A 24692-nucleotide genomic window follows, 5' to 3' on the forward strand; every position below is an offset into this window, starting at 1 on the left:
GGCCTCGGCTAGGCCATGATCGAATAGCCACCATCGACGGGAATGGCTGTGCCGGTGACGAAGTCCGAGGCCGGCGAGCTCAGGAACGTCGCGATGCCGGCGAAGTCGTCGATGTCGCCCCACCGTGCCGCGGGCGTGCGCGCCAGCACGCGGTCGTGCAGGCCGTCGATCTGGCTGCGCGCCGCGCGCGTCAGGTCGGTGTCGATCCAGCCCGGCAAGATCGCGTTGACCTGGATGTTGTCGGGCGCCCAGGCGCAGGCACAGGCGCGCGTGTACTGCACGATGCCGCCCTTGCTGGCCGCATAGGCCGGCGCGAAGCTGGCGCCGAAGATCGACAGCATCGAGCCGATGTTGATGATCTTGCCGCCGCCGTTCGCCTTGAGGGCCGGGTAGGCGGCCTTCGAGCACAGGAACGCGCTGGTGAGATTGGTGTCGATCACCTGCTGCCACTCCTCCAGCTCGAGCACGTGCGGCGGCTTGCGGATGCTCATGCCGGCATTGTTGATGAGGATGTCGATGCGACCGAGCTCGCTGGTCACGCGCGCGACCATGGCGGCGACGTCGTCCTTGTCGCTGACGTCGGCTGTGACGGTGATGGCACGGCCGCCGCGACCGGCGAGATCAGCCACCGCCGCCCGTGACTTGGTTTCGTTGCGGCCGACCACGGCAATGTCGGCGCCGGCATCGGCAAGCCCGCGCGCCATCCCCAAGCCGATTCCGCCGTTGCCTCCCGTCACGATCGCAACCTTGCCACTCAGGTCGAAACGGCCCGCCATGTCGTGTCTCCATGTCGTTGTTGTCAGACGTCAGCAGGTGCCCTGCCAGATCATCACCAGGCCGAGCGCACCCATGCCGACGCCGTAACCTGCCCACTGCAGCTGGTTGATCATGAAGCTCGTCCGCGGCCATGCCACCACCCCGGTGCCCTGACCGACCCAGAGCAGGCCGATGGCGAGCAGAAGCAGGCCGCCGATCATCAGGAATTTCCGCATGGCCACTTCCTCCCTCGTCGACCGCGTCACAGCATCGGAAACGCTGCTGCCGTCTTTTTTGTGAAGTTTTGTGACGAGGAGGCTAGCGGCCGGCGCGGCAGATGACCAGCGGCTCCAGCCGCCAATATCCGAGCCAAAAACAAAAAGCCCCGGATCAACCGGGGCTTTCGCAGAACTATTGAAAGACCGAGTGCGTTCGGCTCAGTACTTGACGACCGGGCCGGTCCAGTTGAAGCGGTAGACCAGCGAGGTGCTGATGGTCTGCACCCACGGCTTGAAGCTGACGGAGTCCGTGCTCAGAGCATTGGTGCCATCGAAGCGGACGGCAATGTCCTTGCGGTCGTAATAGGCCGCGCGATATTCGGTCTTCATGAACCAGCCCGGCGCCGAGATGCCGAAGATGTTCAGGTTGTTCTCGACGCCGCCGCCGACGAACCAGCCGTTCCGGTTGAACGAATCGGTATGCAAGCCCGAGGCAGCACCGGTGAGGGTGGTCAGACCAGTGCCCGACCAGTGCGATCCGGAGTAACCGGCATTGACGTACGACAGGACATTCGGAGCAACCAAATAGCCAATGCGAGCGCCCGCGGCCCAGGCATCCTGCATCTTGATACGGCCAGTGAGGGCCGGCGCAATCTGATCCTGCACGGTGCCGCGCATGCTGCCGAACTGACCATCAGCGAACACGCCGAAGACCCAGGACGGATTGAACTGCCAGTCGTAGCCGGCGCCGACGGTGCCGAACCAGCCGTCGCCACCGACGCGCTGATCGATCGTCACCGGCACGCCGTTGAAGTTGGTGTGCGAGTCGGCATCCCAGATGCCGCCGCCGGCACCACCGAAGATGTAGAAGCCGGTCCAGCTCGGCGCCACCGGCATCATCGGAGCCTTGACGTAGGGGCGAGCTGCCAGATCAGCAGCCGAAGCGGCACCCGTGATCGCAACCAGCGCAGTGGCAGCAAGCAAAAGCTTTTTCATATTCAATTCCCCAAGATCGTCATGTCGCAGGTGCCGGCTTGCGGCGGCGATTCCCTCGCCAGATGTGCCCGAACTATAGCCGATTGGTGCCCAAAAGCTGTTGCAGGTTGAGCACACCGGAGGGGAAAGTGCGCTGCGGGATGCTCGGGATTCTCGTAACCATCTGATTGGAAAGGTCGATTGCAGGCTCGCGCGAGCGAATGGAACCTGCAATCGAGGCGTGAAATCGGGTCAAAAGCTAGACGTCGAGCAGCTCGTCGCTGGCGAATTCGGCCTTTTCCGAAATGAAGGCGAAGCGGGCCTCTGCCTTGGTCCCCATCAGCCGCTCGACCGAGTCGGCGGTGCCGTCGCGATCCTCGGCCAGCAGAACCACGCGCAGCAGGGTGCGCTTGGCCGGATCCATGGTGGTTTCCTTGAGCTGGGCCGGCATCATCTCGCCGAGACCTTTGAAGCGGCCGATCTCGACCTTGGCGTTGGCATTGAACTCGCGCTTCAGGAGCTCGTCCCGATGGGCATCGTCGCGCGCGTAGAACGTCTTGCTGCCATGGGTGAGCCGGTAGAGCGGCGGCACGGCGAGGTAGAGATGCCCCTCGTCGATCAGCGGCCGCATCTGCCGGTAGAAGAAGGTGATCAGCAGCGAGGCGATGTGGGCGCCGTCGACGTCGGCATCGGTCATGATGATGATGCGCTGGTAGCGCAGATCCTCCTCGCGATACGACGTGCCGGTGCCGGCGCCGATCGCCATCACGAGATCGGCGAGCTGGGCGTTGGCGGTCAGCTTGTCCTTGCCGGCGGAGGCGACGTTGAGGATCTTGCCGCGCAGCGGCAGCACCGCCTGCTTCTTGCGGTCGCGTGCCTGCTTGGCGCTGCCGCCGGCCGAATCGCCCTCGACGATGAACAGCTCGGAGCCTTCGGTGCCGGCGTCGGTGCAGTCGGCGAGCTTGCCCGGCAGACGCAGCTTCTTGGTCGCGGTCTTGCGCGCCGTCTCCTTCTCCTGCCGGCGGCGGATGCGTTCCTCGGCGCGCTCGATGACGAAATCGAGCAGCCGGTTGGCCTGCACCGGATTGCCGGACAGCCAGTGGTCGAACGGGTCCTTGACGGCCTGCTCGACGATGCGCTGGGCCTCTGCCGTGGCGAGGCGGTCCTTGGTCTGGCCCTGGAATTCCGGCTCGCGCACGAACACCGAGAGCATGATGGCGGCGCCCGCCATGATGTCCTCGGAGGTGATGTTGGCCGATCGCTTGCCCTGGCCGACGCGCTCGGCGTGGTCCTTCAGGCCGCGCAGAAGCGCGCTGCGGATGCCGGATTCGTGCGTGCCGCCGTCCGGCGTCGGAATCGTGTTGCAGTAGGAGGACAGGAAGCCGTCGGCATCGGCGGTCCAGGCGACCGCCCATTCGCAGCCGCCATGGCCACCGGTGCGGCCCGACTTGCCGGCGAAGATATCCGGATGGACCAGCGTGTCGGCATGGATCGCTGCGGCCAGGTAGTCCTTCAGACCGCCGGGGAAATGGAACGTCGCCTCGGCCTGGACGTCCTCGATGCCCTTCAGCAGCGACGGATCGCACTTCCAGCGGATCTCGACGCCGCCGAACAGATAGGCTTTCGAGCGCGCCATCTTGAACAGGCGCTGCGGCTTGAACGTCGCCTTGGCGCCGAAGATGGTCGGGTCGGGTTGGAAACGCACCCGTGTGCCTCGCCGGTTGGCGACCTTGCCGACCTCCTCGAGCTTGCCCTTGGGATGTCCGCGTTCGAACACCATGCGGTAGAGCTTCTGGTTGCGAGCGACCTCGACCTCGAGCCGGGTCGACAGCGCGTTCACCACGGAGATGCCGACGCCGTGCAGGCCGCCCGAGGTCTCGTAGACCTTGGAGTCGAACTTGCCGCCCGCGTGCAGCGTGCACATGATGATTTCGAGCGCCGACTTCTTCGGAAACTTGGGATGGGGATCGATAGGAATGCCGCGGCCGTTGTCGGTCACGGTGAGGAAGCCTTCGGCGTCGAGCTCGACCTCGATGAAGGTGGCGTGGCCGGCCAGCGCCTCGTCCATCGAGTTGTCGATGACCTCGGCAAACAGGTGGTGCAGCGCCTTTTCGTCGGTGCCGCCGATATACATGCCGGGGCGGCGCCGCACCGGCTCCAGGCCCTCGAGGACCTCGATGTCACGGGCAGTATAATCGCCCTCGGCACTCGCCGAGCGGGCGGCTGGCTTGGCCGGAGCCTTGCCCTTGGCGGCGAACGCCGCCAACGGGTCCGTGACGCCCTTGGCCTTGGCTTTTGCAGCTGATTTCAACGGCTTACCCATGGAATCTGATGTTGCGTGTGCGCAAGATGGAACGAATCGTTGGGCCTGACTATGCCATGGACCGGCATAAAACAATGACCCCGGGAAACAACGACGTTAACCGGCCCGCCACGTCTTGGCCGGTTCCGAACGCCGGATCGCCGCTGTTCACGCGGTTCAGCCGGTTGTTGTGACTTGAAGTGGGCGGGTTCGGTGGCGTACCAGTCTGCGCCATGGAACCGCGAAGGCCTTCAAGCACTTAAGCGCCGCGGAGCAGAAAGGCGTCGAGCAGATGGAAGATTTTGGCCGCGCGGTTGCCGACTTCGTGCGCGACCATCAGGCCTGGGCTGCTCCGATCGTCCTGCTGCTTGCCTTTGGCGAGTCCCTGGCCTTCGTCTCGCTCCTGATTCCCGCCTGGGGCGCCCTGGTCGCGATCGGCGCCCTGATCGGCGCCACCGGGATCAGCTTCTGGCCGATATGGCTGGCCGGGGGCATCGGCGCCGCGCTCGGCGACTGGGTCTCCTACTGGTTCGGCTACCGCTACAAGGACCGCGTCGCCCAGATGTGGCCGCTGTCGCGCTACCCGGAGCTGCTGCCGCGCGGCGAGGCCTTCGTGCGCGATTGGGGCGTGCCGAGCATCTTCATCGGCCGGTTCTTTGGCCCGTTGCGCGCATCGGTGCCGCTGGCGGCGGGCATTTTCGAGATGCCCTACATGGTGTTCCAGATCGCCAACTTCGTGTCGGCGCTGGTGTGGTCGGCGGTGCTGCTGCTGTTCGGCGACATCATCGGGCGCATCATGGAATGGCTGTGGCATGCGGTCTGACGCCAGCCCTGAACGCGCCGGGCCGACTTGCGAGCTTGACGCAGGAACCCGGCAGCCTTATAGGCCTGCCCCCATGATCAACGCAGCGACCCACATGATCGCCCAAATGCGCCGTCGTACCTCCGCGGTACGGGCGATGATCTGCGTCTAGATCACAGCCCCTGCCGCCGGATCCGATCCCGCGGCAGACTTTCTCCTTGCAGCGCGATTGATCAGGCGGCTCCTTCGTCCAGCAGGAGTTTCCGATGTACACGCCACCGCCCTTCAAGCCCGATCGCGCCGCGAGCCTCGGCTTCGCTGACGCGCGCGGCTTCGGCATGGTCTGCGCGTGGGACGGCACAAAGCCGATCGCGTCACCGGTGCCGTTTCACCTGGGCGCCTTGAACGATGGTACGCCGCAGGCGTTCTTCCATGTCGCGCGCGGCAATCCGCTGGCAAGGATCGCCGACGGTACGACGCCCTGGCTGTTGGCCGTCAGCGGCGCCGATGCTTACGTCTCCGCCGATTGGTATGTGTCGCCCGACCAGGTGCCGACCTGGCTCTATCAGGCCGTGCATCTGACCGGTACGGCGCGGATCTTGTCGGAGGCCGAGCTCGCGCGGCAGACGGATGAGGTCAGTGCGAAGTTCGAGCAGCGGCTGCTGCCGAAGAAGCCCTGGACCTCGGACAAGATGACGGCGGGACGCCTCGAGGCGATGCGCAAGGCGATTGTGGGCATCGTCATGACGATCGATCAGGTCGAAGGCAGTTTCAAGCTCAACCAGCACAAGTCCGAGGCCGACTACGCGACGATCGCGACGAGGCTCGGCGAGCAGCCCGACATTGGCTCGCAACAGATTTCCTCTCTCATGCGGCAGGCGCGGCCCCAGGCCTTTGCCGGCGAAACCCAGACCTAAGGAGCGTGTCATGACCGTGATCGACAGCAACGTGCCGAAAGCTCACGCCGCCTCCGGGACTGCGACACGCGCCGTGTTCGTCGACGGCGGCTCGGGAACGACCGGCCTGGGAATCGCCGAGCGTCTCCGGCACCAGCCGGACATCGTCGTGAAGACGATCGCCGAGGACAAGCGCAAGGATCCGGCGGCCAAGCGGGCGCTGATGGCCGAGGTCGATCTCGTCATCCTTTGCCTGCCGGACGATGCGGCCAAGGAGACGGTGGCGCTGATCGACGGCATGGGCAGCTCTGCGCCGAAGGTGCTGGACGCGTCGACCGCATACCGGGTCGCGCCGGACTGGGCCTATGGCTTTCCCGAGCTCGCCGCCGACCAGGCCGACAAGATCCGGAATGCGCGCAAGGTCTCCAATCCCGGCTGTTATCCCACCGGCGGCATCGCGCTGCTGCGGCCGCTGGTCGATGCCCGACTGATGCCGCAGGACTATCCGGTCACGGTGAACGCGGTGAGCGGCTATTCCGGCGGTGGCAAGACGATGATCGCGGCCTTTGAGAATGGCACCGCGCCGAACTTCGAGCTGTACGGTCTCGGCCTCGAGCACAAGCATCTGCCTGAGCTGCAGCTCTATTCGCGGCTGACCCGGCGGCCGATCTTCATTCCCTCCGTCGGCAACTACCGGCAGGGCATGCTGGTCTCCGTGCCGCTGCAACTCGACACACTGCCGGGCAAGCCGTCAGGCTCGGACCTGCAGGCGGCCCTGACGAAGCATTATGCCGGCAGCAAATACGTCTCGGTGATGCCGCTCGATGGCGCGGCGGCCAAGAGCGGCCGGCTCGAGCCGGAGGCGCTGAACGAGACGAACAAGCTCGAGCTCTACGTCTTCGCCAGCGACCAGCATCACCAGGCGGTGCTGGTGGCGCGGCTCGACAATCTCGGCAAGGGCGCCTCGGGCGCGGCCGTGCAGAACATGCGGCTGATGCTCGGACTGCCCGATCTCGGGAGCTGAGACCGATCTGGATCGTCCGGCCGCAGACGCGCCGGCACGATCGGCAACATCATGCGAGGTCGGCGCGCCGCCGGCATCGCGTGCAATGACGCACGCTGAGGGATGGGCAGACCCATGACCGCCACTGATCTGAACGCGCTGCCCGTCACCGCCAACGATGTGCGGGCCGCCGCCGAGACCATCGGTGGCGCCGTGCTCGCGACGGCCTGCAACCAGAGCCGGACGCTCGGCGAGATCTGCGGCTGCAACGTCTGGCTGAAATTCGAGAACCTGCAGTTCACGTCGTCGTTCAAGGAGCGCGGCGCGCTGAACCGGCTGAATGCGCTGTCCGCCGAGCAGCGCGAACGCGGCGTGATCGCGATGTCGGCCGGCAACCACGCGCAGGGCGTCGCGTATAACGCGCGGCGTCTCGGCATTCCCGCGACCATCGTGATGCCGGTGGGCACGCCGATGGTGAAGGTGGAGAACACCAAGCGGCACGGCGCCGAGGTCGTGATTTCCGGCGCCACCTTGGAGGAGGCGGGCGCGTTCGCCAGGGAGCACGGCGCGGCGCACGGCATGACCATGATCCATCCTTACGACGATCCACTGATCATCGCAGGGCAGGGCACGGTGGCGCTGGAGATGCTCGCGGTGGTCCCCGAGCTCGATACGCTCGTGGTGCCGATCGGCGGCGGCGGGCTGATCTCCGGCATGGCGGTCGCGGCGCGCGCAATCAAGCCGGGCTTGCGCATCGTCGGCGTTCAGGCCGAACTCTATCCGTCGATGTACAACGCCATCCGCAGCAGTCAGCTGCCGATGCGCGGCGACACGCTCGCCGAGGGCATCGCGGTGAAATCGCCGGGCCGGATCACGACCGAGATTATCCGCCATCTCGTCGACGATATCCTGCTGGTCAACGAGCCGCAGATCGAGCGTGCGCTCGCCACGCTGATCTCGATCGAGAAGACGGTGGTCGAAGGCGCCGGCGCCGTCGGTCTCGCCGCAGTGCTCGCGCACCCCGCGCAGTTTGCCGGCCGCAATGTCGGCCTGGTGCTGAGCGGCGGCAACATCGACACCCGACTGATCGCCTCGGTGCTCACCCGCGAGCTCGCTCGCGAGGGGCGGCTGACGCAGCTGTCGATCGACATCGTCGATCGTCCCGGACAACTCGCTGCCGTGTCGACGCTGCTCGCCGATGCCGGCGCCAACATCATCGAGGTGTCGCATCAGCGAACGTTCTCGGACCTGCCGGCCAAGGCGACCCTGCTCGAGCTGGTGATCGAGACGCGCGACCAGGCGCATCTCAACGACGTGATGGCGAAGCTTGTCGCCGCAAATTTCAAGGCGCGCTGCACCTGAGCGCGCCTCCCAACGATACGGATTGTGGAACGTCAACGATGTTCAAGACCATTCGGCACATCTCCGACGTCGAGCCTGCGGTCGCTGGGAAGAAGGAGATTCGTTTCCTCTCCCAGCCCAACGGCATCACGCTCGGCTGCTATCTGTTCATGGACTCCAAGACCTTCGACTCGCCGGAGGCGCTGGAGTGCCGCGGCATCGCGTTCGACCGCTCCGGCCACATCGTTTCGCGGCCGCTGCACAAGTTCTTCAACGTCGGGGAGAAGGAATGGCTGGCGCCGGACCGGCTGCTGTCGCGTGACGACATCGTCGCGATCTACGACAAGCTCGACGGCAGCATGGTCGCGACCGCCTGGGTCGAGGGCCAGCTGAAGTGGCGGTCGAAAAAGTCTTTCAACTCGGATGTGGTCCATTTGGCTGCAGGGCTGCTGGACCAGCCAGAGCACGCCCACATCAACGCCTTCGCCAAGGAGGTCGCGAGCGCCGGCATGACCGCGATCTTCGAGCTGACCCATCCGGATGCGCGGATCGTCGTCGCGCAGGAGCAGCCCGAGCTGCGGCTGCTGCATGTGCGCGACAACGTCACCGGCCAATATGTCATGCTGGACAGCGGTCATGCCGTTCATGACCTGGTCGCCGGCCACGGCGTTCCGCTGGTGCATCGGTTCGACGGGCTGTCGCTTGCCGCCGCCATTGACTCGCTGGCCGACATGGAGGGCAGGGAAGGCTACGTCATCCAGTTCGCCAATGGCGACATGGTCAAGATCAAGTGCCCCTGGTACCTGCGCATCCATCGCAGCCTGTCGTTCCTGCGCGAGCGCGACATCGCCTGGCTGGCGCTCAATGAAGAGCTGGACGACGTCAAAGGCCACTTGGTCGAAGCAGGTGTCGATCTGGCCGCGGTGAATGAGGTGGAGGCGCGACTGAAAAGCATGCTCTCCCGCTTCCTGGATGAGATCGAGGCCGTCTATCAGCGTGACCGCGATCTCGACCGCAAGAGCTTTGCGATCGCCAACAAGGACAATCCGCTGTTCGGCCTGGCGATGCAGCGCTATCTCGGCAAGGAGGTCACCTTGCTCGACTGGTATGGACGCACGCGGCTGAAGGACGATTTCAGCCTGCGTCCGTTGGTCGACGAAACGCTGATCGACGCTCTCGACGGCTGAGGCCGCCAGCGGCCTCGCGCAGCGAGGTCGTGGACGTCCATTGCATTGCAGCAACACGCCTCCGCCGACGCGGTGCTTGCTGCCTTATCTGCACCTTTCTCGCTTCTTTGCGCCACGACCTGCTCACGCGGTCGAATGGAACTCACGCGCGCGGAGTGAGGCACGTCATTCCGGTCGCACGCGCGACGCTCATCGTCTGAGGTTGTCAGGTCAGTTTTTTAGTTGCGCACCTCAAAAAATGAGGACAGGATTACCGCAACAAAGAAGACGGTTGGGAGGATTGTGATGAGACTGCTCGCGAAGCTGGGACTCGCCGCTGCCGCATGCCTGCTCTGGGCCACCGTCGCGAGCGCCGATACCACCGTGAAATGGCTGCATATCGAGGTCAATCCGGCCCAGGTGAAGATCTGGGAGGAGGTGGCCCGCGCCTATGAGGCGTCGCATCCGGGCGTCAAGATCGAGATGCAGTTCCTCGAAAACGAGGCCTACAAGGCCAAGCTGCCGACCATCCTGCAGTCCAAGGACCGGCCGAACATCATCTATAGCTGGGCGGGCGGTGTCCTGAAGGCGCAGATCGAGGCTGGCGTGCTCGAGGACATCACCGAGCAGGTGAAAGGCTACAGCGACAGCGTGACTCCGGCGGCGCTCGCGGCATTCACCGATGGCGGCCACGTCTACGGCCTTCCGATCTCGCTGTCGCAGGTCGGCTTCGTCTGCAACAAGGAGCTGATGGCCAAGGCGAAGGTCGATCCCACGGCGATCAAGAGCTGGGACGATCTGCTGAGCGCCGCGAAGACGTTGAAGGCGGCCGGCGTGACCCCGATCGTGGTCGGCGGCGCCGACAAATGGCCGCTGCATTTCTACTGGACGCATCTTGCGGTGCGGATCGGCGGCAAGCCGGCATTCGACGCAGCGCTGCGCGGCGAGAATGGCGGCTTTGCCGGCGACACCTTCGTCAAATCAGGCGAGCTGTTCAAGCAGCTCGTCGATCTCCAGCCGTTCCAGAATGGCTTTCTTGGCTTCAAGAATCCGCAGGCCGTCGGTTATTTCGGCGATGGCAAGGCGGCGATGACGCTCGCGATCAGCTCCGTCTACAATCTGCAGCGGGCGCTCGCCGCCGACAAGGTCGGCTTGAGCGAAGACAAGATCTGCTGGTTCGATTTTCCGGTCGTGCAAGGCGGCAAGGGCGCGCCGACGGATACGCTCGGCGGCATCACCGGCTGGCTGGTCACCAAGGGCTCGCCCAAGGAAGCTGTCGATTTCCTGAAGTACTTCATCTCCAAGGACGTCCAGACACGGTTGGCGGCGGGAAATTTCATCATCCCGGTGGTGCAGGGCGCGGACGCCGGCCTCAACAATTCCTTCATGAAGCTGATCGCGTCCAATCTGGCCAAATCGAACTATCACCAGAACTTCTATGACCAGAGCCTCGGCCCCTCCGTCGGTCGCGTCGTCAACGATGTCTCCGCGGAGATCGCCGGCGGCAGCATGAGTCCGCAGGAGGCCGCCAAGGCGATCGAGGCAGCGCGGAAGCAGGGCAACTGACGTGGCACGTCCGATCGCGAGTTCGCCGGCGATGGGTGTATCGCCGGCATCGCTCTCCACGCGCGCGGTGGGCGGCCCGAGCTGGGACGGCCGCTTCACCGTCTTGATCCTGTTCCTGCCGCCGGCGCTGCTGCTGTTCACGCTGTTCGTGGTGCTGCCGATCGGCGAGGCCGCCTGGTACTCGGGCTTCAACTGGAATGGGTTCGGCAGGCCGACCCATTGGATCGGCTTTGACAACTATCGTTTCGTGCTGGAGACGCGCGCGTTCTGGCTCGCGCTGCGCAACAACGGCCTGATCATTGCGGTCTCGCTGTGTGTCCAGTTGCCGCTGGCGCTGACGCTGGCCCTGATGCTCGCGGAGCGGTTCCGCGGCGCGGTGGCGCTGCGCATGCTGTTCTTCATGCCCTATATCCTCGCCGAGATCGCGACCGGGCTGATCTTCAGCTTCGTCTATGACGGCGATTATGGCCTGGTCGCGTCGATCTGGCGCAGCTTCGGCGTCGAGCCGCCGCATCTGCTGGCCTCGACCGACACGGCGATGCTCGCGGTGCTGATCGTGATCGTCTGGAAGTATTTCGGCTTCCACATGATGCTGTTCATCGCAGCGCTGCAGAGCATCGACAAGAACCTGATCGAGGCCGCCCGGATCGACGGTGCGACGCGGTCGCAGAGCCTGCGCCACATCGTCATTCCCTTGCTCTATCCGACGATACGGCTCTCGGTGTTCTTCGCCATCGTCGGCTCGCTGCAGCTGTTCGACCTGGTGATGCCGCTGACGCGCGGAGGGCCCGCCGACTCCTCGAATACGATGGTGAGCTTTCTCTACAACAACGGCATCTCCCGGATGCGGGTCGGCTATGGCAGCGCCATCGGCGTCATCCTGTTCGTGATCTGCGTCACCTTTGCCTTCACCTACAAGCGATGGTTCATGCGCGATGAATAAGGCGGAGACGACCCGGGCACCATTCGATCCCGCCGTGCTGTTCAAGACGGTTTTCCTCGCGATCGTCGCCATCTGCGTGCTGGTGCCGCTGCTTGCGACGCTGCTCGGTGGCTTCAAGTCGCTCGGGGAATTGCGCGTCAATCCGTTCGGCCTGCCGCAGCACTGGGCGTGGCAGAACTATGCCGATATCCTGTTCTCCGGGCGCTACTGGCAGCTCCTGCGCAATTCGCTGATCATCTCCACGCTGACGGTCGTTCTGACTCTCATCGTCGCGTCGATGGCGGCCTTCACCTTTGCCCATGTCCGATTCTACGGCAGCTCGATGCTGCTGAGCTATTTGACGCTCGGCCTGCTGTTTCCGGCGGCGACCGCGGTGTTGCCGCTGTTCATCAAGGTGCGCGATCTCGGGCTGCTCGACACCTATTTCGGCGTCGCGCTGCCGCAGGTCGCCTTCAGCCTCGCCATGAGCGTGCTGTTGCTGCGCCGCTTCTTCAAGGACATCCCCTACGAGCTGCTCGAGGCCGCGCTGGTCGACGGCTGCAGCTATATCAAATTCTTCCGCTACGTGACGTTGCCATTGTCGCGCCCGATCCTGGCGACGGTCGGCACCATTACCTTCGTCAACAGCTGGAACGCCTATCTGCTGCCGCTGGTGATGCTCAACACCGATGCGCTGTATCCATGGCCGCTCGGCATCATGGTTTATCAGGGCGAGTATTCGTCCGAGTGGCACCTGATCCTCGCCTTCATCACCCTGACCATCCTGCCAACGATCATCCTCTTCCTCCTGGCGCAGAAGCACATCGTTGCCGGCCTGACGTCGGGCGCGGTCAAGGGATGAACGGGACCTCACGGAGACCCCAATGAGAAAAGTCGGCATCGGCATCATCGGCTGCGGCAACATCAGCACCGCCTATCTGAAGGCGGCCCAGCGCTTCCCCGTTCTGGACATCAAGGCGCTCGCCGACATGCGCAGCGACGCAGCCGAGCGACAGGGCGCAGCCTTCGGCCTGCCGGCGATGCGGGTCGATCAATTGCTGAAGCGCGATGACGTCGAGATCGTCATCAATCTCACCGTGCCGCTCGCCCATACCGACGTCAGTCTCGCCGTGCTGAATGCCGGCAAGCACGTTCATTCCGAGAAGCCGCTCGGAATCGACGTCGCGGAAGCCCGCAAGGTGATCGAGCTTGCCGCGCAGAAGAACCTGCGGGTCGGCTGCGCGCCCGACACGTTCCTCGGCGGCGGCCACCAGACCGCGCGCAAGCTGATCGACGACGGCGCGATCGGCACGCCTGTCGCGGGCAGCGCGTTCTTCGGCTGTCCCGGCCATGAGCGCTGGCATCCGGCGCCGGGCTTCTATTACCTGCGCGGCGGCGGGCCGATGCTCGACATGGGCCCGTACTACATCACCGATCTGGTGCAGTTGCTTGGCCCGGTCGCGAGCGTGATGGGCTCGACCGCGCGCCCAAGATCCGAACGCCTGGTCACCAGCCAGCCGATGAACGGCACGCTGATCCCGGTCGAGGTCGCGACCCACGTCGCGGGCACGCTCGAGTTCGAGAGCGGGGCGGTGGTCTCGGTCACCATGAGTTTCGACGTTCCGAAGCACCGGCACGCGCCCATCGAGATCTATGGCGCCGAGGGCAGCATGCTGGTGCCGGACCCCAACCGCTTCGGCGGCGAGGTGCAGGTCGCCAAGACCGGCGGCGACTGGCAGACGATGCCGTTGACGCATGGTCACGTCGACGGCGAGTTCCGCTCCATCGGCGTGGCCGATATGGCGACCGCGATCCTGAACGACCGGCCGCATCGGGCCAGCGGTGCGCTCGCCTTCCACGTGCTGGAGGTCATGGAGGCGTTCCAGACCTCCGCAAGCGAAGGGCGGCGGGTCAAGATCGAGAGCCGCGTGGAGCGACCGGCGATGTTGCCTGTTGGACGCGACACCGGACAGATCGACTGAGGACAGAGACATGCGCAAGGCAATGATTGTATGGGGCGGCTGGCCAGGACATGACCCCGATCTCTGTGCCTCGATGATCCGCGGCTGGCTCAAGGCGGAAGGCTTCGAGGTGCGGATCGAGACCACGACGGCCGCGTTCGCAGATCCTGCGATCCACGATCTGTCGCTGATCATCCCGATCTACACGATGTCCAAGATCGAGAAGGCGGAAGCGCTCAACCTCTGCGCGGCGGTGCGCAGCGGCGTCGGGCTCGCCGGCCATCATGGCGGCATGTGCGATGCCTTCCGCGATTCGGTCGACTACCAGTTCCTGTGCGGCGGGCAATGGGTCGCCCATCCCGGCAACATCATCGACTACCGGGTCGACTTGACCAGGCCGGACGATCCCATCATGAAGGGCCTGACAAGTTTCGAGCACCGTTCCGAGCAGTATTACATGCACGTCGATCCGGCCAACGAGGTGTTGGCGACCACGACCTTCACCGGAGAGCACGCCCCATGGATCGAGGGGGTGGTGATGCCGGTGGTCTGGAAGAAGCGTTACGGCGCGGGCAGGGTGTTCTATTCCTCCCTCGGCCACCGTGCCTACGAGCTCGACGTGCCGGAGATCCGGACGTTGATGACCCGCGGCATGCTATGGGCGGCGCGCGAGTGACGGCGGACGCGAACCCGTTACCGGTCCGGGCCACGCTGGAGGACGTCGCGCGGACGGCGGGCGTGTCGCTCGCCACCGTCGACCGCGTCATCAACCGGCGCGAGGGCGTGCGTGCCAAGACTGTTGCCCGGGTGGAGGCCGCTGTTGCCAAGCTGGGTTATCGCGCCGACGTCGCAGCGGCACGGCTCGCGCGCGGCCAGAGCTTCCGCTTTGCCTTCGTGCTGCCGACCGGTGGCAACAGCTTCATGACCATCCTGACCGAGCAGGTCCAGCGCACGGCAGAGTGGCTGGCCGGCCAGCGCGGCTTCATCGATATCCTCCACGTCGACGTGTTCGATCCTGACGTGCTGGCCGGTGCGCTGGAGAACCTGTCGCCGGCCTATCAGGGCGTTGCGGTCATCGCGCTCGATCACCCCAGGGTGCGCGCCGCGATCGACGAACTCACCGCGCGCGGCGTCGCGGTGGTGACCCTGGTCTCGGACGCCCCGAGCTCGCGCCGCCTGCACTACGTCGGCATCGACAACCCGGCCGCGGGACGGACGGCGGCCACGCTGATGGGGCGCTATCTCGGCGGTCGCGAGGGGACGGTTGCCGTGATCGCAGGATCATTGTCGCTGCGCGATCACGCCGAGCGGCAATTCGGCTTTCACCAGATCCTGTCCAGCGAGTACCCGAACCTGCTCGCGCTTCCGGCCATCGAAGGCCGCGATGAGAGCGAGCGCACGCGGGAGCTGACCGCCGCGCTGCTCGCGCGCCATCCGGATCTGCGCGGCATCTACTGTTGTGGCGCCGGCAACCGTGGCATCGCCGATGCGCTCGAGGCATCCGGCCGCGCCCGGGAGGTGGTCTGGATCACCCATGAGCTGACCCAGCACACCAGGCGGTTCCTGGTCCGCGGCACGTGCGACGCCATCATCAACCAGGATCCCGGCCACGAGGCGCGCTCGGCTGCGCGGGTCCTGCTCGCGCATTGCTCGGGCGAGCCGATCAGCCCCGATCAGGAGCGCATCCGCATCGACATCTTCCTGCGGGACAATCTTCCCTAGCCGACAGGCCTAGAGCCAGCCGAAGATCGCGAGCGCCAGGACGGCCTGGGCGATGAAGCCGACGACGAACGCAAGGGTGCGAAATACGGGCAGGCCGATCGCGTAGACGATGACGTGGGCGACGCGCGACCAGAAATAGACGGCGCAGGCGAGCACGGTCCATTTGGTCGAATAGTCGATCGCGTTGAGGATCAGCACCAGCGGCGCGAAGATCACGAGGTTCTCGACCGCGTTGTCGTGCGCGAACATCAGCCGGGTCGCCCACGGCGCGTGCGGCTTGTCGTTGCGGGAGGGGTTGGCCATCGCGCCCGTCAGGCCGCGGACCTGGCAGCGGTTCAGGATGTAGGGAACCCACAGCAGGCCGGTCAGAATGACCGTGAGCGTCAGCCAGAACAGTTCGCGCGTCATCGAGATCCCCTCAACTGATTCCCGTCCCGTCCCGGCGGGACGGAGCGTTTATAGTCAATCGCGGCGGATCACGCTATGCGCGGACGCGGACATAGGAGCCCGGCGCATCCTCGAGCGGTGGATAGACCTCGCTGCCGACGCCGCGCGCGGGAACCTCTTCCGGATCGAGCTGGCTCAGCCATTCGCGCCAGTCCGGCCACCACGAGCCCTTGTGCTCCTGCGCGCCCTTCATCCAGTCCTTCAGCGAGATGTCGTGGATCTGGTCATTGGTCCAATACTGATACTTGCCAGAGGAGGGCGGATTGACGACGCCGGCGATGTGGCCCGAGCCCGAAAGCACGTACTTCACCGGACCGCCGAAAAATTGCGATCCGTACAGCACGGAGTCGGCGGGCGCGATGTGGTCCTCGCGGGTGGCGAGGTTGTAGACCGGCACCTTCACCTTGGAGAGATCCAGCAGCGTGTTGTCCAGCACCATCGTGCCCTGCGTCAGCCGGTTCTCCAGATAGCAGTTGCGCAGGTAGTAGGAATGGTTCGCCGCCGACATCCGCGTGGCGTCCGAGTTCCAGTGCAGCAGGTCGAATGCCTGCGGCGGCTGGCCCTTCAGGTAGTTGTTGACGACATAGGACCAGATCAGGTCGTTCGAGCGCAGCATGTTGAAGGCCATCGCCATCTTGCTGCCCTCGAGCACGCCCGAGGCCTGCATGTCGCGCTCGAGCGCCGAGATCTGCGTCTCGTCGACGAACACCAGCAGATCGCCGGCATGGGTGAAGTCGACTTGGGCGGCGAGGAAGGTCGCCGAGGTCACGCGCTGGCGGCGCTTGTCGGCGAGCCAGGCCAGCGTGGTCGCGAGCATGGTGCCGCCGACGCAATAGCCGAGCGTGTGCACCTTCATCTCACCCGTCACCTTCTCGATGACATCCATCGCGGTGAGCGGACCTTCCTTCATGTAGTCTTCCCAGGTCTTGGTCCCGAGCTTCTTGTCGGGATTGACCCAGGAGATCACGAACACCGTGAGGCCCTGATCGACGCACCATTTGATGAAGGATTTCTCGGGGCGCAGATCGAGGATGTAGAACTTGTTGATCCAGGGCGGCACGATCAGCAGCGGCGTGCGCAGCACGTTCTCCGTCGACGGTGCGTACTGGATCAACTGCATCATCTCGTTCTGGAAGATCACCTTGCCCGGCGTCGTCGCCATGTTGACGCCGACCTCGAGATTGGCCGGGTCGGACTGGCGGATCTTCAGCGAGCCCTTGCCGGCCTCGATGTCCTCCGCGAGCATCTGCATGCCACGCACAAGATTATCGCCGCTCGACGCTACTGTCTGCCGCAGCACCTCCGGATTGGTCAGGACGAAATTCGAGGGCGCCAGCGCATTGGTGATCTGGTTGACGTAGAACTCGGCCTTTTTGCGCGTGTGCGGATCGAGGCCCTCGGCATTGTGGACAAGGTCCTGCGCCCACTGCGTCGTCAGCAGATAGGCCTGCATCACGAAATCGAAGAACTGGTTCGACTTCCATTCCGGATCGGCGAAGCGCTTGTCGCGCGGGGAGGGCGAAATGGCCGGGGGTGCGTCTTCGCCGGCGAGACGGCGCGCGGCCGAGCCCCACAAATCGAGATAGCCCTTGGCGATCTTGGTCTGGATGTCGCTGGCGCGATCCTTGTCCGACAGCCAGTAGTCGGCGACGGCGGTGAAGGATTTGACGACTTCGGTCAATTCGGTTGGTGGCCGGTCCTGAACTTCGCCCGTCTCGCGCGGCTTCAGGTAGGCCGAGAGCGCCTTGCCGCTGCTTTCCATGGCTTTCGCGATGTTCATCGCGAACGCTTCCGCATCGAATGTTTTTTCTGGATTGCTGCTGTTCTGAACGTCGGTCATGGCTGGATCACACTATCGCGTCGGGACCGTTTCGTCACCGAGCGAGATCAATAATCCGCGAGTTTGCGGCAAATTCGATTTCTGATTGTTGCGTTGCGAAAAAATCTCTCGCTTCCGACATCATGATCACGTAGCTGGATGAAATTCCTGTTCAAGCCGGTCACGTTTCGAGTGACAATTGGTTGTGCTGCGGCAAAATGCGCCGCGTTGCGGTCGGGCCGGGGACCGTCGACTGGAAGTTGGGGGCTGAGGGACGTGCGCGTGGGGACGCAGGGGCGAGGCTGGAGTTCGGGACGGCGCGCCCTTGTTGCGGGGCTCGTTGTGTTCGGCGCGCTCGCGCTTGCCGGGTGCTCCAGTCCAATAGCGGACATGCCTTCGCTCGACGCGGATGCGATCGCCCGGCCCAAGGAGCCGGGCGGGTATCTGCCCGTCAACGACGTGCCGCGCGACCGCGATGCGCCGATCATCTCGCCGCAGGAGCGCGACAAGATCGAAAAGGAGCTGCTCGCGGCGCGCGACCGCCAAGCCTCGGCGGGCACCAGCACCAGGCCCAAATGATCGGCCAGGGACAAGGGCTGGGCGATCGGCCGCCCGGAGCGGCGTAATTGTCTGGCGCGGCGCGGCGGCCATGATAAAACAACCGGAATCAACACCTCCGCGTGTCGTTGCCAGCCAAGCCGCGAGCCCGTGCTAAGCTCCTGATCCAGCACCGGTTTCAAGGCATGGCGTGCGCCGCCGCAGCGCCAGCTCTGCTGGCGAATCCGCCCCCGGTTGCCGGAGCCGAGAGACCCATGGAAGATTTCTATCGCATCCGCCGTCTGCCGCCTTACGTGTTCGAGCAGGTCAACCGGGCCAAGGCGGCCGCGCGGAACGCCGGGGCCGACATCATCGATCTCGGCATGGGCAATCCGGATCTGCCGGCGCCGCCGCACGTGCTGGAGAAGCTCAGAGAGACCCTGGGCAAGCCGCGGACCGACCGCTATTCGGCCTCGCGCGGCATCGTCGGACTGCGCCGGGCGCAGGCCGCCTATTACGATCGCCGTTTCGGGGTGAAGCTCAATCCCGACACCCAGATCGTGGCGACGCTCGGCTCCAAGGAAGGCTTTGCCAACGTCGCGCAGGCGATCACCGCGCCGGGCGACGTCATTCTCTGCCCCAATCCGAGCTATCCGATCCATGCCTTCGGCTTCCTGATGGCGGGCGGCGTGATCCGGTCGGTGCCTTCCGAGCCGACGCCGCAGTTCTTCGAGGCGGCCGAGCGCGCGATCATTCATTCCATCCCGAAGCCGCTTGCGCTGATCGTCTGCTATCCGAGCAACCCGACCGCCTATGTCGCGAGCCTCGACTTCTATCGCGACCTCGTCGCATTCGCGAAGAAGCACGAGATCCTGATCCTGTCGGACCTCGCTTATGCCGAGGTGTATTTCGACGACAAGAACCCGCCGCCGTCGGTGCTGCAGGTGCCTGGCGCGATGGATGTCGCGGTCGAGTTCACCTCGATGTCGAAGACCTATTCGATGGCCGGTTGGCGCATGGGCTTTGCCGTCGGCAACGAGCGCATCATCGCGGCGCTCGCGCGCGTGAAATCCTATCTCGATTACGGCGCGTTCACGCCGGTGCAGGTCGCGGCCACGGCTGCCCTGAACGGTCCCGACGATTGCATTCGCGAGATGCGCGACGTCTACCGCAAGCGCCGCGACACGCTGGTCGAGGCGTTCGGCCGGGCCGGCTGGGAGATTCCGTCGCCGGAGGCGTCGATGTTCGCCTGGGCGCCTTTGCCAGAGAAGTTCAAGAGCCTCGGCAGCATGCAGTTCGCGACGCTCATGGTCGAGAAGTCCGGCGTCGCGGTGTCGCCGGGCGTCGGCTTCGGCGAGCATGGCGAAGGCTATGTCCGCATCGCGATGGTCGAGAACGAGCAGCGCATCCGGCAGGCCGCGCGCGGCGTCCGCCGCTTCCTTGAAAGCGGGATCGAAACGTTGCACAACGTCGTTCCCATCGCCAACCGGCGCTGAGCCCTCCCGTACTTTCTTTTCGACAGGTTCTTTGATTCCATGGTCGCACCCCTGAGAGTGGGCATCGCGGGCCTCGGCACCGTGGGTGTCGAGGTCGTTCGTCTCATCGAGCGTGAGGGACGCGCGCTCACCGAACGCACGGGGCGCCCGGTGAAGGTCGTCGCCGTGACGGCGCGGTCGAAGGCCAAGAAGCGCGGCATCGATCTGTCCGGGATCAAATGGGCCAAGGATCCGATCGCGCTGGCGAGCGATCCCGAAATCGACTGCCTGGTCGAGCTGATGGGCGGCGCCGGCGATCCCGCGCTGTCGGCGATCGACACCGCTCTCAAGGCCGGCAAGTCGGTGGTGACCGCCAACAAGGCGCTGATCGCCAAGCATGGCCTGAAGCTCGCCAGGGCGGCCGAGAAGCATGGCGGTGCGCTGAACTTCGAAGCCGCCGTCGGCGCGGCCATTCCGGTGGTCAAGACCCTGCGCGAAGGACTCACCGGCACCGGCATCAGCCGCGTCTATGGCATCCTCAACGGCACCTGCAACTACATCCTGACTCGGATGGAGCAGGAGGGGCTGTCGTTCGACGAATGTCTGAAGGACGCCCAGCGTCTCGGCTATGCCGAGGCCGATCCGTCGTTCGACATCCATGGCCACGACACCGCGCAGAAGCTCGCGATCCTGGCGAGCCTCGCCTTCGGCACCCAGGTGGCGCAGAACTCGGTCTATGTCGAAGGCATCTCCTCGATCGCGCCGGAGGACCTGCGCGCGGCGGCGGAGCTCGGCTACCGCGTCAAGCTGCTTGGCGTTGCCGTCCGCACCGCCAAGGGCATCGAGCAGCGGGTGCACCCGACGATGGTGCCGAAATCCTCCTCGATCGCCCAGGTGATGGGCGTCACCAACGCGGTCACGATCGACGGCGACGGTATCCCGCCGATCACGCTGGTCGGTCCGGGAGCAGGGGGCGCCGCGACGGCGTCCGCTGTCGTTGCCGACATTGCCGACGTTGCGCGCGGCATCCGCGCCGCGCCGTTCGGGCGTCCGGTCGACAGGCTGCAGGCGACCGAGAAGGCGCCGATGGAGCGGCACGAGGGTGGCTATTACATCCGCCTGATGGCGCGTGACCATGCCGGCACGGCCGCGACCATCGCCACCCGGCTCGCCGAGCAGAAGATCTCGATCGAATCGATCGTGCAGCGCCATCCCAATGGCAGCGAGCCGGCGAAGACGGCCGGCAAGTCTGCGCCGGTGCCGGTCATCCTGATCACCTATGCGACACACGAGGACGCCGTGCATCGCGCGCTCCAGGCGGTGCAGCGCGACAAGGTCATCAGCGGCAAGCCGCAGGTGATCCGGATCGAGAAGAACTAGCGCATGATGCCCAGGGAACCACTTGTCCCTGCTCAAACAAACGCGTGGCGTTTGGTATAGGTTCATGCTCAAACCGGGAGAATAGACAGGCGGAGAGCGGCCGTTCGTGCCGACCGCCTGACCCGGATGCCGCCCAGGGGGGCGGCGTGCGAGCGGTAGATTTTGATGGCGGATGTCCGCCTTGACGTCTTGAGGAGTTGATCGATGTCGACGCAGATTTCTGTCCCGCAACAATTGCTGCTCGAGCGCATCCTGACGCTGGAGCTGGTGCGCGTGACCGAACGGGCGGCGGTGTCGGCGGCGCGGTTGCGCGGCCACGGCCAGGAAAAGCCGGCCGACCAGGCGGCCGTGGATGCGATGCGCCGCGAGCTCAACAAGCTGCCGATCGAGGGCACGGTCGTGATCGGCGAGGGCGAGCGCGACGAGGCGCCCATGCTCTATATCGGCGAGAAGGTCGGCCTCAATGCCGGGCCCAAGGTCGACATTGCGGTCGACCCGCTCGAGGGGACGACCTTGTGCGCCAAGAACATGCCGGGCGCGATCGCGACCATGGCGATGGCCGATGGCGGCACGCTGCTGCATGCCCCCGACGTCTACATGCAGAAGATCGCGGTCGGCCCCGGCTACGCCAAGGGCGTCGTCGACATCGACGCGACGCCGGCCGACAACGTGCGCCGGCTCGCCAAGGCCAAGGGCGTCGAGCCCGGCGCGATCACGGTGCTGGTGCTCGACCGTCCGCGCCACGCCGACATCATTCAGGGCGTCCGCTCGACCGGCGCTGCGGTACGCCTGATCACTGACGGCGACGTCGCCGGCGTGATCCACTGTGCCGATCCCGACAACACCGGCGTCGACATGTATCTCGGCACCGGCGGCGCGCCGGAAGGCGTGCTGGCCGCGGTGGCGCTGCGCTGCATTGGCGGCCAGATGCAGTGCCGCCTGATCCTCGACACCGAGGAGAAGCGCGAGCGCGCCCACAAGATGGGCGTCGGTGATCCCAAGATGATCTACGGCATCGAGGACATGGCCCGCGGCGACTGTCTGTTCGCGGCCACCGGCGTCACCACCGGCTCGCTGCTCTCCGGCGTCAAGTTCCGCAAGGACGGCGTGATCGAAACCGAGACCGTCGTGATGCGCTCGGTCACCGGCACGGTGCGCTACATCCGCGCGGAGCACCGCCAGTTGGCGAAGTTCCACCTCGACTGATCCAGCACAGTCGTTCCGGGACACGCGGAGCGTGACCCCGGAATCTCGAGATCGTGGCGCGAGATTCCGGGTCTGCGCGCCGTGCGCGCATCCCGGAATGACGAAATTGGAGAGCGGCTCAGCATGTCCGACCTGTCCATGGTCAAGGCGCTGGTGTTCGATGTGTTCGGCACCGTCGTCGACTGGCGCACCAGCCTGATCAACGACTTCACCGCGTGGTCGAAGACCCGCGGCATCCAGGGCGACTGGACCGCGCTGGTCGATGGCTGGCGCGGGCTCTATGTCGGCTCGATGGACGAGGTCCGCAGGCACCCGGAGCGCGGCTACGTCATCCTCGACGTGCTGCACCGGCGCTCGCTGGAGACGCTCGTTGCCCAGCTCGGCATCACCGGCTTGACCGAGGCCGATCTCGATCATCTCACCCGCGGCTGGCACCGGCTGCATCCGTGGGCCGACAGCGTCGCCGGGCTGACCCGGCTGAAGTCCAAATACATCATCGCGCCGCTCTCCAACGGCAATGTCGCGCTGCTCACCAACATGGCGAAGTTCGCGGGTCTGCCGTGGGACCTCGTTCTCTCCGCCGAGCTGTTCCAGCACTACAAGCCCGACCCCGAGACCTATCTCGGCGCCGCGCGTCTGCTCGGTCTTGCGCCCGGCGAGGTGATGATGGTCGCCGCGCACAACAATGATCTCGAGGCGGCGCAACGCTACGGACTGAAGACCGCCTTCGTCGCCCGCCCCACCGAATACGGCCCGCTGCAGAGCCGCGACTTCGAGGCCACCGGCGCCTGGGACATCGTCGCCGATGATTTCGGCGGCATCGCCGACCGGCTCGGCTGCTGATCCTCCTGCCTCACGCACCCGACACGATCACGCCATACCAGCCGAGCCCCTTGTAGGTCTCGTAACCGGGCGTCGCGTGGAACGCGACCATGCGCCCGGAGATGTCCTGATAGAAGCCGCTGCGTTTGCCATCGAGCTTCAGCGAAACGCGCTCGCTGAGAATGCCCTGACCGTCCGAGGATGCGATCACGCGCAGATTGGAATCCACCAGCAGCACGCGGGGCTTGTCGCTTTCGCTGACGCGCACGCCCTGAACGATGGCGCGCGCCTGCGCTTCCCAATCGAAATGGATCGCGAGCACGCCAAGCGGCTTGCCATGGGCCTTGCCGTCCTCGCGCACCGAGGCGCAATAGGTCGCGACCTGGGCGTTGCCGAGCAGCGGCTGGCACTCGACGTCGCCGGCGACGTAGTCGTCGCCCGAGCGCAAGCCCCGCGCCTCGCGAAACCATTTGGTGTCGGCGACGCTCTGGCCGACGACGTTGAAGCGGTCGGCGCGGCCGTTGGCGATCACCTTGCCGCTCGGATCGCACAGCCACAGATCGAGATAGACGGTGTAGGCGGAGAGAATCACCGCGAGCCGTTCGGAGACGTGCGTGACGCGGGCGGCATCGGGCGCGGCGGCGCAATCGACCACGGCGGAGTCGGTCGCCCACCAGCGGACGTCGCAGGTCCGCTCATACAGATTGCGGTCGATCAGTTCGATCGCGTTCAGCGCCAGATCGACCATGCGCTCGCCGCGGGCGCGTTCGGTCATGCGCTCGATCGAGCTCTTCAGATTGCCGGTGCGCGTCGTGAGCTGGCCCTCCAGCTCGCGCGCGATGGTCTCGACGAGTTGGCCGACGGCGCGCACCTCCTGGGCCACCACGGCGAAGCCTGCGCCTTGCGCGCCGACCCGCGAGCTCTCGATCAGCGCGTTCAGCGCCAGCATCTTCATCTGGTTGGTGATCTGCTGGATCGATTTGGTCTTCTCGCAGGCGATCTGATTGACCTCGCCGGTGAGCCGCGCGATCAGCGCCGAGACGTCGGTCTCGTCATCCTTGGGAGTCGTTTGTGCCGGAGCGGCGGAGGGCTGCGTCTTCAACTCGGGCGCGGTCAGCATCGGCAATGAACTCCATGTTGCCGCGCCTCCTGGTCGGCACGAAGAGGGCGGACAAATCGGACGTAATAATTGATTGAAATGTTACGGAGTTCGCCTAATGGCTGTTTAATGCACTCCATCGAACGCAGCTCTAATTTTAGGCAACCAGCCGTATATGGCGGCATTTCCCTGATTTCCTGTGAGTTCCGCCAAGTTCTGGGACGATTCTGGTGGGTTTCATGGATGGAACCTGCTGAGGCAGGCCAGTTGCTGTAGA

At 65.2% G+C, this 24692-nt stretch carries 23 protein-coding genes; 16 read left to right on the forward strand and 7 right to left on the reverse strand.

Going from position 1 to position 24692, the window contains the following annotated elements; genetic code table 11:
* Nucleotides 1-8: 8 nt before the first annotated feature.
* The 4 genes from ACQR03_RS05290 to parE all read right to left on the reverse strand — a co-directional run bounded on the left by ACQR03_RS05290 (nucleotide 9) and on the right by parE (nucleotide 4272).
* Nucleotides 9-776 (reverse strand): SDR family NAD(P)-dependent oxidoreductase, encoded by a 768-nt coding sequence (locus tag ACQR03_RS05290; RefSeq protein WP_315712145.1) that lies wholly within the window; start codon nucleotides 774-776, stop codon nucleotides 9-11.
* Nucleotides 777-806: 30 nt separating this feature from the next.
* Entirely contained in the window at nucleotides 807-992 is a 186-nt protein-coding gene (locus ACQR03_RS05295; RefSeq protein WP_315712631.1) for a hypothetical protein, read from the reverse strand.
* 201 nt (nucleotides 993-1193) lie between these two features.
* Nucleotides 1194-1970 (reverse strand): outer membrane protein, encoded by a 777-nt coding sequence (locus tag ACQR03_RS05300; RefSeq protein ID WP_315751666.1) that lies wholly within the window; start codon nucleotides 1968-1970, stop codon nucleotides 1194-1196.
* A gap of 238 nt (nucleotides 1971-2208) precedes the next feature.
* Nucleotides 2209-4272, reverse strand: coding sequence for a DNA topoisomerase IV subunit B (parE, locus tag ACQR03_RS05305; RefSeq protein WP_315712143.1), 2064 nt, complete (start codon nucleotides 4270-4272; stop codon nucleotides 2209-2211).
* Nucleotides 4273-4543: 271 nt separating this feature from the next.
* Between parE and ACQR03_RS05310 the strand changes: the two genes are divergently transcribed.
* The 11 genes from ACQR03_RS05310 (at nucleotide 4544) to ACQR03_RS05360 (ending at nucleotide 15630) form a co-directional block, all read left to right on the forward strand.
* Nucleotides 4544-5074, forward strand: coding sequence for a DedA family protein (locus ACQR03_RS05310; protein ID WP_315712141.1), 531 nt, complete (start codon nucleotides 4544-4546; stop codon nucleotides 5072-5074).
* Between the two features lie 245 nt (nucleotides 5075-5319).
* On the forward strand, nucleotides 5320-5970 hold the full coding sequence (locus tag ACQR03_RS05315; protein ID WP_315712139.1) for an FMN-binding negative transcriptional regulator: 651 nt from the start codon (nucleotides 5320-5322) through the stop codon (nucleotides 5968-5970).
* Between the two features lie 10 nt (nucleotides 5971-5980).
* Complete coding sequence (gene argC, locus ACQR03_RS05320; protein WP_315712138.1) at nucleotides 5981-6973, forward strand: N-acetyl-gamma-glutamyl-phosphate reductase; 993 nt, start codon at nucleotides 5981-5983, stop codon at nucleotides 6971-6973.
* A 114-nt stretch (nucleotides 6974-7087) separates the two neighbouring features.
* A complete protein-coding gene (locus ACQR03_RS05325; protein WP_315712136.1) occupies nucleotides 7088-8314 on the forward strand; it encodes a threonine ammonia-lyase in 1227 nt (408 codons plus the stop codon).
* Between the two features lie 38 nt (nucleotides 8315-8352).
* Nucleotides 8353-9480, forward strand: a complete 1128-nt coding sequence (locus tag ACQR03_RS05330) for an RNA ligase (protein ID WP_315751662.1) — start codon at nucleotides 8353-8355, stop codon at nucleotides 9478-9480.
* A gap of 285 nt (nucleotides 9481-9765) precedes the next feature.
* On the forward strand, nucleotides 9766-11025 hold the full coding sequence (locus ACQR03_RS05335; RefSeq protein WP_434841020.1) for an extracellular solute-binding protein: 1260 nt from the start codon (nucleotides 9766-9768) through the stop codon (nucleotides 11023-11025).
* Nucleotide 11026: 1 nt separating this feature from the next.
* Nucleotides 11027-11968 carry a carbohydrate ABC transporter permease gene (locus ACQR03_RS05340; protein WP_434841021.1) on the forward strand — a complete coding sequence of 314 codons (942 nt, stop codon included), beginning with the start codon at nucleotides 11027-11029 and terminating at the stop codon, nucleotides 11966-11968.
* Nucleotides 11961-12809: a carbohydrate ABC transporter permease gene (locus ACQR03_RS05345; RefSeq protein ID WP_434841022.1), complete on the forward strand. Its 849-nt coding sequence runs from the start codon at nucleotides 11961-11963 to the stop codon at nucleotides 12807-12809. The genes ACQR03_RS05340 and ACQR03_RS05345 overlap by 8 nt, the downstream gene beginning before the upstream one ends.
* Nucleotides 12810-12831: 22 nt before the next feature.
* Complete coding sequence (locus tag ACQR03_RS05350) at nucleotides 12832-13929, forward strand: Gfo/Idh/MocA family protein (protein WP_315712130.1); 1098 nt, start codon at nucleotides 12832-12834, stop codon at nucleotides 13927-13929.
* Between the two features lie 10 nt (nucleotides 13930-13939).
* Entirely contained in the window at nucleotides 13940-14584 is a 645-nt protein-coding gene (locus ACQR03_RS05355) for a ThuA domain-containing protein (protein WP_315712128.1), read from the forward strand.
* Nucleotides 14581-15630, forward strand: a complete 1050-nt coding sequence (locus ACQR03_RS05360) for a LacI family DNA-binding transcriptional regulator (protein ID WP_315712126.1) — start codon at nucleotides 14581-14583, stop codon at nucleotides 15628-15630. Before ACQR03_RS05355 ends, ACQR03_RS05360 begins: the two co-directional genes overlap by 4 nt.
* A gap of 9 nt (nucleotides 15631-15639) precedes the next feature.
* On the opposite strand, the gene ACQR03_RS05365 is transcribed toward ACQR03_RS05360, so the two are convergent.
* Together ACQR03_RS05365 and ACQR03_RS05370 are read right to left on the reverse strand one after the other, a co-directional pair.
* Nucleotides 15640-16038 carry an MAPEG family protein gene (locus ACQR03_RS05365; protein WP_315751659.1) on the reverse strand — a complete coding sequence of 133 codons (399 nt, stop codon included), beginning with the start codon at nucleotides 16036-16038 and terminating at the stop codon, nucleotides 15640-15642.
* Between the two features lie 73 nt (nucleotides 16039-16111).
* The gene (locus tag ACQR03_RS05370) at nucleotides 16112-17917 is read right to left on the reverse strand and encodes a PHA/PHB synthase family protein (RefSeq protein ID WP_434841023.1); all 1806 of its coding nucleotides are present in this window, start codon (nucleotides 17915-17917) and stop codon (nucleotides 16112-16114) included.
* Between the two features lie 369 nt (nucleotides 17918-18286).
* Between ACQR03_RS05370 and ACQR03_RS05375 the strand changes: the two genes are divergently transcribed.
* The 5 genes from ACQR03_RS05375 to ACQR03_RS05395 all read left to right on the forward strand — a co-directional run bounded on the left by ACQR03_RS05375 (nucleotide 18287) and on the right by ACQR03_RS05395 (nucleotide 23337).
* The gene (locus ACQR03_RS05375; protein ID WP_315712122.1) at nucleotides 18287-18475 is read left to right on the forward strand and encodes a hypothetical protein; all 189 of its coding nucleotides are present in this window, start codon (nucleotides 18287-18289) and stop codon (nucleotides 18473-18475) included.
* A gap of 233 nt (nucleotides 18476-18708) precedes the next feature.
* Nucleotides 18709-19929: an LL-diaminopimelate aminotransferase gene (locus tag ACQR03_RS05380; RefSeq protein ID WP_315712121.1), complete on the forward strand. Its 1221-nt coding sequence runs from the start codon at nucleotides 18709-18711 to the stop codon at nucleotides 19927-19929.
* 39 nt (nucleotides 19930-19968) lie between these two features.
* Nucleotides 19969-21288, forward strand: coding sequence for a homoserine dehydrogenase (locus ACQR03_RS05385; protein ID WP_434841024.1), 1320 nt, complete (start codon nucleotides 19969-19971; stop codon nucleotides 21286-21288).
* Nucleotides 21289-21492: 204 nt separating this feature from the next.
* A complete protein-coding gene (gene glpX / locus ACQR03_RS05390) occupies nucleotides 21493-22494 on the forward strand; it encodes a class II fructose-bisphosphatase (RefSeq protein ID WP_315712118.1) in 1002 nt (333 codons plus the stop codon).
* A 123-nt stretch (nucleotides 22495-22617) separates the two neighbouring features.
* The gene (locus tag ACQR03_RS05395; protein WP_434841025.1) at nucleotides 22618-23337 is read left to right on the forward strand and encodes a haloacid dehalogenase type II; all 720 of its coding nucleotides are present in this window, start codon (nucleotides 22618-22620) and stop codon (nucleotides 23335-23337) included.
* A 10-nt stretch (nucleotides 23338-23347) separates the two neighbouring features.
* On the opposite strand, the gene ACQR03_RS05400 is transcribed toward ACQR03_RS05395, so the two are convergent.
* On the reverse strand, nucleotides 23348-24436 hold the full coding sequence (locus tag ACQR03_RS05400) for a methyl-accepting chemotaxis protein (RefSeq protein ID WP_434841026.1): 1089 nt from the start codon (nucleotides 24434-24436) through the stop codon (nucleotides 23348-23350).
* Nucleotides 24437-24692 lie beyond the last annotated feature (256 nt).

Origin of the sequence: Bradyrhizobium sp. HKCCYLS3070 (assembly GCF_051167575.1) — a bacterium.
Taxonomy (GTDB): domain Bacteria; phylum Pseudomonadota; class Alphaproteobacteria; order Rhizobiales; family Xanthobacteraceae; genus Bradyrhizobium.

What these genes read in the sequence shown, in the direction of transcription:
- argC (WP_315712138.1), top strand. Translation starts at nt 5,981, where the DNA reads ATGACCGTGATCGACAGCAACGTGCCGAAAGCTCACGCCGCCTCCGGG.
- parE (WP_315712143.1), bottom strand. Translation starts at nt 4,272, where the DNA reads ATGGGTAAGCCGTTGAAATCAGCTGCAAAAGCCAAGGCCAAGGGCGTC.
- ACQR03_RS05325 (WP_315712136.1), top strand. Translation starts at nt 7,088, where the DNA reads ATGACCGCCACTGATCTGAACGCGCTGCCCGTCACCGCCAACGATGTG.
- ACQR03_RS05300 (WP_315751666.1), bottom strand. Translation starts at nt 1,970, where the DNA reads ATGAAAAAGCTTTTGCTTGCTGCCACTGCGCTGGTTGCGATCACGGGT.
- ACQR03_RS05315 (WP_315712139.1), top strand. Translation starts at nt 5,320, where the DNA reads ATGTACACGCCACCGCCCTTCAAGCCCGATCGCGCCGCGAGCCTCGGC.
- ACQR03_RS05330 (WP_315751662.1), top strand. Translation starts at nt 8,353, where the DNA reads ATGTTCAAGACCATTCGGCACATCTCCGACGTCGAGCCTGCGGTCGCT.
- ACQR03_RS05385 (WP_434841024.1), top strand. Translation starts at nt 19,969, where the DNA reads ATGGTCGCACCCCTGAGAGTGGGCATCGCGGGCCTCGGCACCGTGGGT.
- ACQR03_RS05355 (WP_315712128.1), top strand. Translation starts at nt 13,940, where the DNA reads ATGCGCAAGGCAATGATTGTATGGGGCGGCTGGCCAGGACATGACCCC.
- ACQR03_RS05350 (WP_315712130.1), top strand. Translation starts at nt 12,832, where the DNA reads ATGAGAAAAGTCGGCATCGGCATCATCGGCTGCGGCAACATCAGCACC.
- ACQR03_RS05310 (WP_315712141.1), top strand. Translation starts at nt 4,544, where the DNA reads ATGGAAGATTTTGGCCGCGCGGTTGCCGACTTCGTGCGCGACCATCAG.
- glpX (WP_315712118.1), top strand. Translation starts at nt 21,493, where the DNA reads ATGTCGACGCAGATTTCTGTCCCGCAACAATTGCTGCTCGAGCGCATC.
- ACQR03_RS05395 (WP_434841025.1), top strand. Translation starts at nt 22,618, where the DNA reads ATGTCCGACCTGTCCATGGTCAAGGCGCTGGTGTTCGATGTGTTCGGC.
- ACQR03_RS05380 (WP_315712121.1), top strand. Translation starts at nt 18,709, where the DNA reads ATGGAAGATTTCTATCGCATCCGCCGTCTGCCGCCTTACGTGTTCGAG.
- ACQR03_RS05345 (WP_434841022.1), top strand. Translation starts at nt 11,961, where the DNA reads ATGAATAAGGCGGAGACGACCCGGGCACCATTCGATCCCGCCGTGCTG.
- ACQR03_RS05335 (WP_434841020.1), top strand. Translation starts at nt 9,766, where the DNA reads ATGAGACTGCTCGCGAAGCTGGGACTCGCCGCTGCCGCATGCCTGCTC.
- ACQR03_RS05370 (WP_434841023.1), bottom strand. Translation starts at nt 17,917, where the DNA reads ATGACCGACGTTCAGAACAGCAGCAATCCAGAAAAAACATTCGATGCG.
- ACQR03_RS05290 (WP_315712145.1), bottom strand. Translation starts at nt 776, where the DNA reads ATGGCGGGCCGTTTCGACCTGAGTGGCAAGGTTGCGATCGTGACGGGA.
- ACQR03_RS05295 (WP_315712631.1), bottom strand. Translation starts at nt 992, where the DNA reads ATGCGGAAATTCCTGATGATCGGCGGCCTGCTTCTGCTCGCCATCGGC.
- ACQR03_RS05375 (WP_315712122.1), top strand. Translation starts at nt 18,287, where the DNA reads ATGCCTTCGCTCGACGCGGATGCGATCGCCCGGCCCAAGGAGCCGGGC.
- ACQR03_RS05400 (WP_434841026.1), bottom strand. Translation starts at nt 24,436, where the DNA reads ATGCTGACCGCGCCCGAGTTGAAGACGCAGCCCTCCGCCGCTCCGGCA.
- ACQR03_RS05365 (WP_315751659.1), bottom strand. Translation starts at nt 16,038, where the DNA reads ATGACGCGCGAACTGTTCTGGCTGACGCTCACGGTCATTCTGACCGGC.